The organism is Mesorhizobium sp. M1C.F.Ca.ET.210.01.1.1 (assembly GCF_004791585.1).
Classification (GTDB): Bacteria; Pseudomonadota; Alphaproteobacteria; order Rhizobiales; family Rhizobiaceae; genus Mesorhizobium.
This window is the reverse complement of the sequence record NZ_SRUU01000006.1, coordinates 169,129-182,680: the sequence shown is the minus strand read 5'-3', so window position 1 is coordinate 182,680 and position 13,552 is coordinate 169,129. Positions and strand designations below refer to the sequence as shown.

Sequence of the window (13,552 nt, the reverse complement as noted above, 5' to 3'; positions counted from 1 at the left end):
TGATGGCCGATCCGTGACGGTCAGGCGACCTCACGATCATTTGATGAGGGCGTGTCTGATGCGGCGATCGATCGCCGGACTTCGTCGTCAGCCGACCGCCTTGGCCGCGGCCCGCCCGGCGCTGCGGCCGGAGAAGATGGAGCCGCCAAGGAAGGTGCCTTCCAGCGCCGCATAGCCGTGCACGCCGCCGCCGCCGAAGCCGGCAGCTTCGCCGACTGCATAAAGCCCCGGCACCGGTTGGCCCTCGGCGTCGAGCACGCGGCTGTCGAGATCGGTCTGCAGCCCGCCAAGCGTCTTGCGGGTCAGGATATTGAGGCGCACCGCGATCAGCGGGCCGTTCGCCGGATCGAGCATCTTGTGCGGCCTGGCCGTGCGGATCAGCTTGTCGCCAAGATAGGCGCGCGCGCCGCGCAGCGCGGTGACCTGCGCATCCTTGGAGAACGGGTTGTCGAGCTGCATGTCGCGGGCGCGGATCTCGCGCTCGACCTGGGCGACCTCGAGCAGCGGCTCGCCGCCGGCCAGCGCGTTCATGCGCGCCACCAGCCTCGAAAGGTCGGCCTCGACGATGAAATCTTCGCCCTTCTCCATGAAGGCCTTCACCGGGCCGGGAATGCCAGACGTCGCGCGGCCCAGCACCTGCCGCCAGCTTTTGCCAGTCAGGTCGGGGTTCTGCTCGGAGCCCGACAGCGCGAACTCCTTCTGGATGATCTTCTTGGTCAGGATGAACCAGGAATAGTCGAAGCCGGTGCTCATGATGTGGCTGAGCGTGGCAAGAGTGTCGAAGCCCGGATAGAGCGGCACCGGCAGCCGTTTTCCGCGCGCGTCGAGCCACAGCGACGATGGCCCGGGCAGGATGCGGATTGCATGCTCCGTCCAGATCGGCGCCCAGTTCTTGATGCCCTCGACATAGTGCCACATGCGGTCGCGGTTGATGATCGACCCGCCGGCCTGCTCGGTGATCGCCAGCATGCGCCCGTCGACATGGTCAGGCACGCCGGTGATCATGCGCTTCGGCGGCGCGCCCAGGCGCTCGGGCCAGTTCTTGCGCACCAATTCGTGGTTGGCGCCGATGCCGCCGGAAGCGACGATCACCGCCTGCGCCCGCAGCTCGAAATCGCCGACGATCTCGCGTGAGCTCTTGCGGCCACGCTCGACGCTGCTCGCCTCGAGAACGTCGCCGCGCACGCCGGTCACGGTCTTGCCGGTGCGCGTGATCTCGTTGACCCGGTGGCGGAACTTGAATTGGACGAGCCCGCGCTTCTCCGCCTCGCGCACACGCAGCACGAAAGGTTCGAGCACGCCGGGGCCGGTGCCCCAGGTGACGTGGAAACGCGGCACCGAATTGCCGTGGCCGGTCGCGTTGCCGCCGCCGCGCTCGGCCCAGCCGACGACCGGAAAGAACTTTATCCCGCGCTCGATCAGCCAAGAGCGCTTCTCGCCGGCGGCGAAGCCGACATAGGCCTCCGCCCATTTGCGCGGCCAGAAATCCTCCGGACGGTCGAAGGCGGCGGTGCCCATCCAGTCCTCGAGCGCGAAGTCGTGAGAATCGCGGATGCGCATGCGCCGCTGCTCGGGCGAATCGATGAGAAAGAGCCCGCCGAACGACCAGAAGGCCTGGCCTCCCAGCGACTGCTCAGGTTCCTGGTCGACGATGATGATCTTCTTGCCGGCCTCCGCCAGCTCGGCTGCGGCGACGAGGCCGGCCAGCCCCGCACCGACAATGATGATGTCCGCGTCAGCCATCTTCTCCTCCCCCTCAAAGATACCAGCGACGTCTCAGACGGGCTCCCAGCCGTCCTTGCCGCCGGCGCGGAAGATGGCGTCGATGACCTTCTGGTTGAGCACCGATTCCTCCAGCGTGAAGACGCGGTCCTTGCCACCCTGGGCCGCGCGCACGAAGGCCTCGCATTCGAGCCGGTACTGCTGCGTGCCGGGGAAGCGGAACACCTGCGCCTCGGTGTGGTTCTGGTTGTGCAGCTCGACGCGGTGGTGGTCGTAGAGCCCGGCGTTGAAGGGCGAAAACACCTCGATGAAACCCTTCTCGCCGTGGAACACCATCACCTGCCGCGCCGCCATCTGCGTCGAGAGGTAGAAGGACAGCTCGAAGTCGCCGAAATCGGCTCGGATCGAGGAGTAGATGTCGGTGCCGAAAGTCTTGTCGCGTTCGATGCTGGCCTGGACGCGGACCGGCTCCTTGCCGGTCGAAAACCGCGTCGACACCGTCGGATAGACGCCGATGTCGGGCAATGCGCCGCCGCCGAGGTCGAGCTGGTTGCGCATGTTGTTGGGGTCGACATTGTAATAGGAAAACGCGCCCTGCACGTGGCGCAGCCGGCCGATGGCGCCGCTGGCGATGAGGTCGCGCACCTTGATCCATTGCGGGTGGTAGACGACCATGAAGGCCTCGCAGACGAGCACCTTCTTTTCGTCGCGCAGCTTGATCAGCGGCGGGATGTCCTTGGCGTCGAGCGCAAGCGGCTTCTCGACCAGCACATGTTTTCCGGCTTCGATCGCCTTTGCCGTCCAGTCGACATGCTGCGAGGTGGGCAGCGGGATGTAGACGCCGTCGACCTCCTTCGAGGCAAGCAGCTCCTCATAGGAGCCGAAGGCATGGCGGGCGCCGAAGCGGTCGGCCAGCGCGCGGGCCTTCGAAAGATCGCGGCTGGCGATCGCCGACAGCACGCCGTTTTCCGACTCCACGATTGCCGGCAAAAGCTGCTCGCGGCCGATCTTGGCCGTCGACAGAACACCCCATCGGAACATTGTGCTTCTCCACGTCGGTTTTACAGGCGACGAGGTTTGCCCGAAATCGATGGAAAAGCCAATGAAAGAGAAGCTCCCTTCCTCGCCCCACGAAGTAGGGAGAGGTGGCCCGGCGAAGCCGGGACGGAGAGGGGGCTTCGTAGAGCGCCGACTTGGGAGTCGAAGCTGCTTTATGACCACCAGCTTTAAAGGGCCTTGCCGTCGTGGAGGGCGTCCCCCGCTCCGTCTCGGCTTCGCCCGAGCGTTGCGGGGGAGAGGAAAAGGCGCCGCGCCTCAGCCCCTCTTCCCCATCAGCGTCATGTCGAAATCGACGACGTTGGAATAGAGCGGCGTGCCGACATCCATGCCGTAGCGGGACCTCAGCACCTTGCCGGTGACGTGGAATTTGATCGTGCCGGACTTCAGCCCATCGAGCTCGGCGCTGAACTTTTCCGAGAACGTCTTGCCGCGCGCGGTCAGCCTGCCGGTCACCAGCGCGGTTGTGTCGCCGGTGCGGGTGACGCTGGTCGAGCGGAACTGGATCTCCGGATTGTTGGCGCTGTCGAACACCGCGTCGGAGCGCAGGAAGGAGTCGATGCGGCCCTGGCCGGTGCCGACGCTCTCGGGATAGATGGTGAGGTCGACCCTCGAGCGTCCGACATCGCTGTTATCGATGCGGATCGTGCCCTTGAAGCGGCCGAAGGCGCCGTCGAAGCCGCCGCCACCGGCCTTGCCGATGGTGAAGCGGATCGAGGAGCCCGACGGGCTGATCGTGTAGCTTCCGGCGGCGTCGCTGAGAGCGACCGCCGCGTAGACAGGCATGGCAAGGCAAGCGGCAAATGCCGCCAATCCGAGGATGCGCGGTTTCATGAGTTTGTTCCTTCCGGACACGCATTCTTTTGCGTTCTCGCCCCACCAACGAATGATGGAGCAGTTCTATTCCCCGCCTGACGAAGGCGTGATCATGCGCTTGAACACGTTGTCGCGCAGCAGGAAATGATGGCGCAACGCCGCCGCCGCATGCAGCGCCACCAGCGCGATGCCGGCATAGGCGAGATACCAGTGCGCCGCCGTCCAGAAACTCTCCGCGGCATCGGATTCGGCGAGCGGCAGGTCCGGCATCACGAATTGGTTGAACGGCATGGTCGGGATTTCCAGCGTCGAGACCGAAACCAGCGCCCAGCCGGACAAGGGCAGGGCGATCTGGAAGGCGTAGAGCGCGAAATGCGCCAGCGGCGCCGCCCGCCGCTCCAGGGCTCCGACCGAAGGCGGCAATGCCGGCGCTTGATTGCCGAGCCGCCAGGCGACGCGCAGGATGATCAGGCCAAGCAGCAGGAAGCCGAAGGACTTGTGCAACTGGATCAGCTCGAAGGCGGTGCGCTGGCTTTCGATCCGCATCATGACGAAGCCGAGCACGAACTGGCCGATGAAGATGACCCCGATCAGCCAGTGCAGGAGGATCATCGCCCAGCCATAGCGGGTCGCGGTGTTGGTGATGGATGACTGCATGGTGCGCAAACGCTCCCGCTTCCGGCTTTCTTCCGGGCTCCGCTACCCGCTCACCTTGAAGAAATCGACGAAGGCCCGGAGCGCCGGCCGCATCTGGCGGCGGCTCGGATAGTAGACGAAGAAGCCGTCGAAGGTTGGGCACCAGTCTTCCAGCACGCGGATCAGCCTGCCGTCGGCGAGCGGCGCCCGCACATAGGCTTCGAAGACGAAGGCGAGGCCCGCGCCGTCGACGGCCGCTTGGGCGATCAGATGGTCCTCGTCGAGGATCAGTGGCCCTTGCGCGGCGATTTCTATTTCCTCGCCGTCCTTCTCGAATTCCCAGCGGTAGAGGATGCCGCTGGAGAAACGGAAGCGGATGCAGCGGTGGTCGGCCAGATCGCGCGGATGGCGCGGTTTCGGCATCGCCGCGAAATAGGACGGCGCGCCGACCACGGCGCCGCGGATGTCGGGCCCGATGCGCACCGCGATCATGTCGCGCTGCAGGCTTTCGCCGAGCCGCACACCTGCGTCAAAGCCGCCCTCGACCACATCGGTGAAGCGGTCCTCGATGACGATCTCCAGCACGATGTCGGGATAGGCATGAGTGAAGGCGGCGAGCCGCGGCGTCAGCACCAGATGCGCGGCGGTGCGCGGCACGCTGAGCCTGAGATTGCCGGCCGGCCGGTCGCGCGCCTCGACCGCCGTTTCCAGCGCCAGGTCGATCTCGGAGAGCGCCGGCCGCAGCCGCTCCAGCAGCTGCGCGCCCTTCTCGGTCGGCGCGACGCTGCGCGTGCTGCGCGCGAGCAACCGCACGCCAAGCCGCGCCTCGAGGCTGGACACCGCATGACTGACCGCCGACGGTGCGATGCCGAGCTCGCGCGCGGCGCCACGGAAGCTGGCGCATTGAGCGACGGTGGCGAGCACCGCGAGTTGAGAGAGGTTCATTCGATTCATTGATCTATTTTATAGAGCAACCCGTGCAAAATAGACAGAATTATCGAACGCGCTGCAAGACGCTATCTCTCCCTCATCGCAACAAGGAGACGCGCCATGCAAACCCGCAAACTCGGAACTGAACTCGAAGTCTTGCCCGTCGGCCTCGGTTGCATGGGCATGAGCTTCGGCTATGGCGGCCAGCCGGAAGCGGAGGCGATCGCTACGCTGCGGCGCGCCGTCGAGATCGGCGTCACCTTTTTCGACACTGCCGAAGTCTATGGCCCTTATGAAAACGAGATCCTGCTCGGCAAGGCGCTGAAGCCGGTCCGTGACCAGGTGACGATTGCCACCAAATTCGGCTTCAAGATCCTCGAGGAAGGCACCGGCACCGACCGCATGGCCGGCGTCGACAGCCGTCCCGAGCACGTCAAGGCGGTGGCGGAAGCCTCGCTGAAGCGACTCGGCACCGATGTCATCGACCTCTACTATCAGCATCGCGTCGATCCGAACGTGCCGATCGAGGACACGGTCGGCGCCATGGCCGAGCTGGTGCGCGAGGGCAAGGTGCGCGCGCTCGGCCTCTCGGAGGCAAGTGCTGCGACCATCCGCCGGGCGCATGCCGTGCATCCGATCGCCGCCGTGCAGAGCGAATATTCGCTGTGGAGCCGCGATCCCGAAGACGAGGTCTTTGCCGTCTGCCGCGAGCTCGGCATCGGCTTCGTCCCCTACAGCCCGCTCGGCCGCGGCCTGCTCACCGGCACCCTCGCCAAGCCGGACGCCCTCGGGGTCGGCGACTGGCGCCTCGGCCTGCCGCGCTTCCAGGCCGAAGCCATGGAAGCCAACAACGCCGTCATCGCCGTGCTGGAAAAGATGGCGGCAAAAAAGGGCGTGACCTCGGCGCAATTGGCGCTCGCCTGGGTGCTGCACCAGGGCGATTTCATCGTGCCGATCCCCGGCGCGCGCAAGATACGCCATCTGGAGCAGAACACGGCGGCGGCCGGGATCGAGCTGAGCCCAGCCGAGGTGGCGGCGATCGGCGATGCGCTGTCGCCCGACAAGGTGGTCGGCAAGCGCTACACCGAGGAGCTGCTTGCGCTGGTGAATGGCTAGGCAAAAAGGGGCGCCGCGGCGCCCCTTTTTTGCGCGGTGCGGCCCTGAAAGTGCGAGAGGCTGGCGGGGCAGAGGGGCGCCTCGCACCGGCATTTCTTACCAAGGCACCACCTCAATCTCCGTCCAGCATTCCTTCGCTCGCGCGCCCTTCGCCTCATGCGTGCGCCGATTGTCCATCACTCGGCTGGGAACGATGCGGAACGAAAAAATATGGTCCAGCCCAAACGGCGCCACCAGCTCCAACTGCCCGTCAGCATCGTATCGAACCCCGACCGCATGCGTCTTCGAAGCAAAATAGCTGATGGGTTCGCTGGAACTCGTATAGCGCGGGCAGGGCTGGCCGAACTTCTGCGGATACCACAGATGCACCCGCGCCTGGTTGCGCACCTCGACCGGCAGCGGCAACCCTTCGAAGTGCCGCGCCGCCCGTCGGATGACCGCGTCCTCGGCCTCGTAGGAAAGGTCGGCGTCGTCGAAATAGAACAGGTCGACATCCTTGATGCCGTAGCCCGATGGCTTTCCGGTCAGGTGGTTCCAGACGCTGTTGTAGAGCGCGCCGGAAACCACCAGCCAGTCCGGCAGGGCAAGGTCACGCACACGCGCCAGCGTCTCTGCCAGCAGCGGGTCGGCCGCGACGATAGCGAGGAACGCCGCGCGCTGCTCCTCGAAGGCAAGGCCGGAATAGCGGAGATGGTCCATCGCCCTTTGGACGGCGATTCGCCATGCTCCGGCAATCCCAAGAAGCAATTCCAGGAAAAGCGCGTGGCGGTCTTCCGTCCGGAATTGCGTTGGAAACAGAACCTCGCTAAGCCCTCAGCACGCCGCCCGTCTGCTTGTTGACGTTCTCGACGATGCGTTTTGCGAGCGCCTCGAAATCCTCGTCGGTCAGCGTCTTTTCGACCGGCTGGATCGACACCTCGATGGCGATCGACTTCTTGGCCGCCCCCAGCGAAGCGCCTTCGAAGACGTCGAACACCGAAACGCCGGTGACCAGCTTCTTGTCGGCGGCCAAAGCCGCACGCACCAGCGTGCCGGCTTCCACCGTCCTGTCGACGACGAAGGCGAAGTCGCGCTTCACCGCCTGGAACGGCGACAGCTCGAGCTTCGGCTTGGTGCGTGTCGGCTTGGCCTTCGGCTCCGGCACGGCGTCGACATAGACCTCGAAGCCGCAGATCGGCCCGGAGACGTCGAGCGCTTCGAGCGTCTTCGGATGGAATTCGCCGAATGTGCCGAGCACGGTCTTCGGCCCGAGCTTGATCGTGCCGGAGCGGCCGGGATGATACCAGGCCGGGCCGCCGGGCTCGATCTGCAGCCGGTCGACCGGCGCGCCGCAGGCTTCGAGCGCTGCGATCGCGTCCGCCTTGGCGTCGAACACGCCGACGGGTGCCGAATTGCCGGACCAGCTGCGGCCGGAGCCGTCGAGCTTGGCAGTGCCGCGCCGCACGCCGGCGGCGACGCGCCGCTGCTGGTCGGCCAGGTCGCCTTCATAGGTGCCGGAGACCTCGAACAGCGCGACATCGCCGATGCCGCGGTCGGCATTGCGTTGCGCGGCCGTGATCAGCCCCGGCAGCAGCGAAGGCCGCATGTCGGACATGTCGGCGGCGATCGGATTGGCGAGCTTCAGCGCGCTCTGGCCGCCGCCGAACAGTTCGGCGTGCCTGGCCGGGATGAACGACCAGGTGACGGCCTCCATCATGCCGCGCACGGCAAGCGCGCGCTTGGCCGCGCGGGTGCGGATCTGCAGCGTGGTCAGGATCTTGCCGTTGACGGCGTCGTGCGAGGTCAGCGGCTGCGGCGCGATGTTGTCGACGCCGTGGATGCGCATCACCTCCTCGACGAGGTCGGCCTTGCCGTCGATATCCGGCCGCCAGGGCGGCACCGTCACCTTGACGACGTCGCTTGACCCTTGCGGCTCGAAGCCGAGCCGCGTCAGGATGCCGAGCGCTTCTTCCTTCGGCACCTCGATGCCGGTCAGCCGCTTCACTTCCGACAGTGGGAGGGACACGATCATCGGCTTGTGACCGTTATAGCCGGCGACCTCGATTTCCGTCGGCGTGCCGCCGCAGAAATCGAGCACCAGCTTGGTCGCGAGCTCGACGCCCGGCACCATGAATTCGGGGTCGACGCCGCGCTCGAAGCGGTAGCGCGCGTCGCTGATGATGCCGAGCGCTCGGCCGGTGCGGGCAGTCGTGATCGGGTCCCAGAGCGCCGATTCGATCAGCACGTCGGTGGTGTTCTCGTCGCAGCCGGAATGCTCGCCGCCCATGATGCCGGCGATCGACTCGACGCCGTCCTCGTCGGCGATCACGCACATTTCCGGCGTCAGCGTGTATTCGCGGCCATCGAGCGCCAGCACTTTTTCGCCGTCCCTGGCGCGGCGCACGGTGAGGTTGCCATTAACCTTCGCGGCGTCGAAGACATGCAGCGGCCGGCCGCGGTCGAAGGTGACGTAGTTGGTGATGTCGACCAGGGCGCTGATCGGGCGCAGGCCAATGGCAAGCAGCCGCTGCTGCAGCCACTTCGGCGACGGGCCGTTCTTCACGCCCCTCACCAGCGTCAGCGCGAAGCCGGGGCAGAGTTCCGGCGCTTCGATCTTCACCTTGACCGGGCACATGCCTTCGCCGGCATGCGGCATGATCGCGCCGCCGGTGAGCCGGCCGAGCCCGCTTGCCGCGAGGTCGCGCGCAATCCCGTAGACGCTGGTCGCGTCGGGACGGTTCGGTGTCAGGTTGATCTCGATCACGGGATCGTCGAGATGCGCGTAAGCGGCAAAGCTGGTGCCGATCGGCGCATCTTCGGGCAGGTCGATGATGCCGTTATGCTCGTCGGAGATTTCCAGCTCGCGCTCGGAACACATCATGCCGTGGCTCTCGACGCCGCGGATCTTGCCGACCGACAGCGTCACGTCGATGCCGGGAACGTAGGTGCCGGGCGCCGCGAAGGCGCCGATCAGGCCGGCCCGCGCGTTCGGCGCCCCGCACACCACCTGCACCGGCGGCTTGCCGTCGCCTGTGTCGACGGTCAGCACGCGCAGCCGGTCGGCATCGGGATGCTGCACCGCCGTCAGCACTCTGGCGATGACGAAGGGCTTCAGCCCTGCCTTGTCGTCGACATGTTCGACTTCGAGGCCGATCGCGGTCAGCCGCTCGACGATCTCGGCAAGCGAGGCGTCGGTCTCGAGATGGTCCTTGAGCCAGGAGAGGGTGAATTTCATGACTGTGTTCCGGTTGGTCTCTGCCCGTCAGGCCTGGCCACGCTGGTCCTGAGATGGCGCGGCAAGTCGTCGGGCATATGCAGGAAGGGAAGCTGCTCGCGCACATGGGCATGCAGCGTCGGCTTGAAATAGGCCGGCATGTCCATCGAGCCGAGGGTGAAATAGATGTGGCCGTTGAGCCTTTTGTCGGCATAGGCGATCGGCGAGCCGCACATGCCGCAGAACGAGCGCGTCACCGGGCCGCTCTCGAACGTCTTCAGCGCCTTGCCCTCGAGCGCGATCTGGTCGGTCATGAAGCCGACGAAGGCCGACACCGGCGCGCCGCTGGCGCGCCGGCAATCGCTGCAATGGCAATAGCTGATGTGGTGCGGCTCGACTGACGCCTCGAACCGCACCGCGCCGCAGCGGCAGCCGCCGGTGTGCGGGGCCGTCATGTCGAAAGCCCCCCGAACAGCGTCGGCAGGTCGAGCGGCCTGAAGCCATAATGCGACAGCCAGCGCACGTCGGCGTCGAAGAAGGCGCGCAAGTCCGGCATGCCGTATTTCAGCATGGCGATGCGGTCGATGCCCATGCCCCAGGCAAAGCCCTGGTATTCGTCGGGATCGAGCCCGCCGGCACGCAGCACGTTGGGATGCACCATGCCGCAGCCCAGGATCTCCATCCAGTCGGAGCCTTCGCCGAAGCGCACTTCGCCGGGCCGCGAGCGGTCGCACTGGATGTCGACCTCGAGGCTGGGCTCGGTGAACGGGAAGAAGGACGGCCGGAAGCGCATCTTCACGCTCGGCACCTCGAAGAAGGCCTTGCAGAACTCCTCCAGCACCCACTTCATGTTGGCGATGTTGGCGGTTCTGTCGATCACCAGCCCCTCGACCTGATGGAACATCGGCGAGTGCGTGGCGTCCGAATCCTGCCGGTAGGTCTTGCCGGGAATGACGATGCGGATCGGCGGCTTCTGCCGCTCCATGGTGCGGATCTGCACCGGCGAGGTGTGCGTGCGCAAAAGCTTGCGCTCGCCCTTCTCGTCGGGCTGGAAGAAGAAGGTGTCATGCATCTCGCGCGCCGGATGTCCCTCGGGGAAATTGAGCGCGGTGAAATTGTAGTAGTCGGTCTCGATGTCCGGGCCTTCGGCGATCGAGAAGCCGAGGTCGCCGAAGATCGCCGCGATCTCGTCGATCACCTGGCTGATCGGATGGATGCGGCCGCGCTCGGCCGGCGACTGGCGCACCGGCAGCGTTACGTCGACCGTCTCGGCGGCGAGCCGGGCGGCGATCGCCACATCCTTCAGTTCCGCCTTGCGCGCCGTCAGCGCGTCGGTGACGCGGTTCTTCAGGCCGTTGATCGCCGGGCCCTTCACCTGCCGCTCCTCGGCGCTCATGGCGCCGAGCGTCTTCAGCATTTCGGAGACCGAGCCCTTCTTGCCCAGGGCCGAGACGCGCACCGCCTCGATCGCCTGCTCGTCGGATGCGGCCGCGATGTCGGCAAGCAATGAAGCTTCAAGGGTTTCAAGATTTCCAGCGGTGGCGTTCACGGCGAAACTCTCTCGATCGGGTAACCACCTGCGTTCGGTGCGTCACCATTTTGGTTACATCAGGCATAAGAAAAACCCGCGCCAGCCGTGCCAGCGCGGGTTCCCCAAAATCAGATTTGCGAATGCTTGGGAAGCGCTGGCTTAGGCGACAGCGCTCTCAAAAGCATTCGGCGTGGTGTTCTTCAGATATTCGAGCGCGACCTTGGCCTTGGCGACCAGCGCGGCGAAAGCCTGCGGCTCGTGGATGGCCATGTCCGAAAGGATCTTGCGGTCGATCTCGATGCCGGCCTTGTTGAGGCCGTCAATGAAGCGGCCATAGGTCAGGCCGTGCTCGTGCACCGCCGCGTTGATGCGCTGGATCCACAGCGCGCGGAACGAGCGCTTGCGGTTCTTGCGGTCGCGGTAGGCGTACTGCAGCGACTTCTCCACCGCCTGCTTGGCGATGCGGATGGTGTTCTTGCGGCGGCCGTAGAAGCCCTTGGCGGCTTTCAGGACCTTCTTGTGCTTGGCGTGGGCGGTGACGCCTCTCTTTACGCGTGCCATGTCATGATCTCCTTAAAACGCTATCCAGGCCGAGGGGTTAGAGGCCGTTCGGCAGAAAATTCTTGATGACCTTCTTGCCGTCCGGTTCAGCCAGAACCATCGTGCCGCGGGCATCGCGAATGAACTTGTTGGAACGCTTGATCATGCCATGGCGCTTGCCGGCGGCAGCCGACAGCACCTTGCCGGTGGCAGTAATCTTGAACCGCTTCTTGGCGGCCGATTTGGTCTTCATCTTGGGCATTTTGCTACTCCGTAATGTGGGCGCACCATCGCGCTTCTTGTTCGCTTCGGGCCGACCAAAGCCCGAAAAGCAAATGAAACCGCCACGGCATGCCCTGCCGGGCGGTTTTCTTAGAACGGCGGTCCTATAGATCAAAGACGGCGCGCGTGCAACACCTCAAGCCGTGCGACGCTCTGTCCCGACTGCACGCAAAGCAGCCGCCGACAGGAGCGGATTGAGATTCAAGTCAGGCCGAGTCGAAAACGGTGGTTTCCGAGAACCGGAGCGGAGCGTACTTGAAGTACGTGAGCACCGGAAGCGCAGGAAGTCGCCATTTGCAGACCGGCATCACCTGAATTTCGATCCGCTCCTAAGGCAGCCTGAACCACACCGGTAGCATCCCCGACTGCTGCGCCCCGTCGATCAGCTCGAAGGCCGGCAGCGCCACCAGGAACACCAGCCCGTCGAGCAGCGTGTTCAACAAGAGGCGCGGCTTGAAGCTGCCGGTGTCGCCTTCCTGATAGAGCGAGAGCTTCGGAAAGAAGCGCGGCACGCGCGCCAGATAGGCCTCGTAAGGGGCGCCGAGGGCCTGCTTGAGGAACTTCTCCTCGCGCAGGATGACGATGTGGAACGCGCCGGCGCATAGAAGCGCAAACAGGACGATGCCGCTGAAGGAGCCGATCTGCGCGCCGACGCCGGCGGCGGCCACGGTCGAGAACACATAGAGCGGATTGCGGGTGATCGAATAAGGTCCGCCGGTAACCACTTCGGAGGATTTGCGTCCGCCGATATAAAGCGTCGACCAAAGGCGTCCGACGACGCCGAGGAAGATCAGCAGCACGCCGAACATCTCGATCGACTCGTGGACCGGCGTATCCGGCGGAAAGGTCGACTGGCCGAACAGCAATGCCGCGAACAGCACCGCGATCAGCACCGCAAGCACGATCCGGCGCATTTGCTGGTAGCCGCCCAACCCGGCGGGCGGGTTGTCGTTCGCGAATTTGACTTCATCGACCATGATTGCAGTCCGATCGTCGAGAGTTGCCGGCGATCGGATAGGCGCCCCGCCGATCGTCCGGACGCCCGTGCTCCGCAATTCAGGCGGATTTTAGAGCACGATGCCGAGGGGGCTGGTCAATTCGCCTTCTCGAAACCGTGATGGGCAGAACCGGGTTTCGCAGTTCGTCGCCATCCGTCGGGGAGGTAGGGGGCGCCCGCTGTCAGCGGGGCGCCAGCACCATCATCATCTGGCGGCCTTCGAGCTTCGGCTCCGCCTCGACCTTGGCGATCGGCGCGACTTCCTCGCGCACCTTGTTCAGAAGCTGCATGCCGAGTTCCATATGCGCCATCTCGCGGCCGCGGAAGCGCAGCGTCAGCTTGACCTTGTCGCCGTCCTCGAAGAAGCGCCGCACGGCCTTCATCTTGGTCTCGTAGTCATGGCTGTCGATGTTCGGGCGCATCTTGATCTCCTTGATCTCGATGACCTTCTGGTTCTTGCGCGCCTCGGCCGCCTTCTTCTGGTTGGCGTATTTCAGCTTGCCGAGATCGAGGATCTTGGCGACAGGCGGCTGCGCGTTGGGCGATATCTCGACAAGATCGAGCCCCGCCTCTTCGGCAAGCAGCAATGCGTCGTTGATGGAAACTTCGCCACGATTGTGGCCGTCTGCGTCGATGAGCTGGACCCGGGGCACCCGGATGTCTCGGTTGGAGCGCGGACCGTCCTTGGTGGGTGCCGCTGCTTTGAAAGGTCTGCGAATGGTCGTGGTCTCCT

Annotated in this window: 14 protein-coding genes; 1 reads left to right on the top strand and 13 read right to left on the bottom strand. The window is 65.2% G+C overall.

The genetic code is table 11. The annotated features are described in order from the left end of the window. Positions 1-87 precede the first annotated feature (87 nt). From EN853_RS09330 to EN853_RS09310, 5 genes are all read right to left on the bottom strand, one after another. Entirely contained in the window at positions 88-1,764 is a 1,677-nt protein-coding gene (locus EN853_RS09330) for an FAD-binding dehydrogenase (protein WP_281061498.1), read from the bottom strand. Positions 1,765-1,776: 12 nt separating this feature from the next. Then, a complete protein-coding gene (locus EN853_RS09325; protein ID WP_127859381.1) occupies positions 1,777-2,763 on the bottom strand; it encodes a Gfo/Idh/MocA family oxidoreductase in 987 nt (328 codons plus the stop codon). Between the two features lie 273 nt (positions 2,764-3,036). Beyond that, positions 3,037-3,612: a YceI family protein gene (locus tag EN853_RS09320; RefSeq protein ID WP_127859382.1), complete on the bottom strand. Its 576-nt coding sequence runs from the start codon at positions 3,610-3,612 to the stop codon at positions 3,037-3,039. A 66-nt stretch (positions 3,613-3,678) separates the two neighbouring features. Next, positions 3,679-4,251 (bottom strand): cytochrome b, encoded by a 573-nt coding sequence (locus EN853_RS09315; protein ID WP_127859383.1) that lies wholly within the window; start codon positions 4,249-4,251, stop codon positions 3,679-3,681. 42 nt (positions 4,252-4,293) lie between these two features. Continuing rightward, positions 4,294-5,184, bottom strand: a complete 891-nt coding sequence (locus tag EN853_RS09310; RefSeq protein ID WP_127859384.1) for a LysR family transcriptional regulator — start codon at positions 5,182-5,184, stop codon at positions 4,294-4,296. A 96-nt stretch (positions 5,185-5,280) separates the two neighbouring features. On the opposite strand from EN853_RS09310, the gene EN853_RS09305 reads away from it, so the two are divergent. After that, the gene (locus EN853_RS09305) at positions 5,281-6,276 is read left to right on the top strand and encodes an aldo/keto reductase (protein WP_127859385.1); all 996 of its coding nucleotides are present in this window, start codon (positions 5,281-5,283) and stop codon (positions 6,274-6,276) included. 96 nt (positions 6,277-6,372) lie between these two features. On the opposite strand, the gene EN853_RS09300 is transcribed toward EN853_RS09305, so the two are convergent. From EN853_RS09300 to infC, 8 genes are all read right to left on the bottom strand, one after another. Next, positions 6,373-6,975: a nucleotidyltransferase family protein gene (locus EN853_RS09300; RefSeq protein WP_127859386.1), complete on the bottom strand. Its 603-nt coding sequence runs from the start codon at positions 6,973-6,975 to the stop codon at positions 6,373-6,375. A 106-nt stretch (positions 6,976-7,081) separates the two neighbouring features. Further along, a complete protein-coding gene (gene pheT / locus EN853_RS09295; RefSeq protein ID WP_127859387.1) occupies positions 7,082-9,490 on the bottom strand; it encodes a phenylalanine--tRNA ligase subunit beta in 2,409 nt (802 codons plus the stop codon). Continuing rightward, complete coding sequence (locus EN853_RS09290) at positions 9,487-9,924, bottom strand: GFA family protein (RefSeq protein ID WP_127859388.1); 438 nt, start codon at positions 9,922-9,924, stop codon at positions 9,487-9,489. Before EN853_RS09290 ends, pheT begins: the two co-directional genes overlap by 4 nt. Beyond that, on the bottom strand, positions 9,921-11,018 hold the full coding sequence (gene pheS, locus EN853_RS09285; protein ID WP_127859389.1) for a phenylalanine--tRNA ligase subunit alpha: 1,098 nt from the start codon (positions 11,016-11,018) through the stop codon (positions 9,921-9,923). Before pheS ends, EN853_RS09290 begins: the two co-directional genes overlap by 4 nt. 141 nt (positions 11,019-11,159) lie before the next feature. Continuing rightward, positions 11,160-11,561 carry a 50S ribosomal protein L20 gene (gene rplT / locus EN853_RS09280; RefSeq protein ID WP_071100686.1) on the bottom strand — a complete coding sequence of 134 codons (402 nt, stop codon included), beginning with the start codon at positions 11,559-11,561 and terminating at the stop codon, positions 11,160-11,162. A 37-nt stretch (positions 11,562-11,598) separates the two neighbouring features. Then, positions 11,599-11,802, bottom strand: a complete 204-nt coding sequence (gene rpmI / locus EN853_RS09275) for a 50S ribosomal protein L35 (protein ID WP_027166935.1) — start codon at positions 11,800-11,802, stop codon at positions 11,599-11,601. 349 nt (positions 11,803-12,151) lie between these two features. Further along, on the bottom strand, positions 12,152-12,799 hold the full coding sequence (locus tag EN853_RS09270; RefSeq protein WP_127859390.1) for an isoprenylcysteine carboxylmethyltransferase family protein: 648 nt from the start codon (positions 12,797-12,799) through the stop codon (positions 12,152-12,154). A gap of 202 nt (positions 12,800-13,001) precedes the next feature. Continuing rightward, positions 13,002-13,538, bottom strand: coding sequence for a translation initiation factor IF-3 (infC, locus tag EN853_RS09265; RefSeq protein ID WP_127859550.1), 537 nt, complete (start codon positions 13,536-13,538; stop codon positions 13,002-13,004). Between the last annotated feature and the right edge of the window lie 14 nt (positions 13,539-13,552).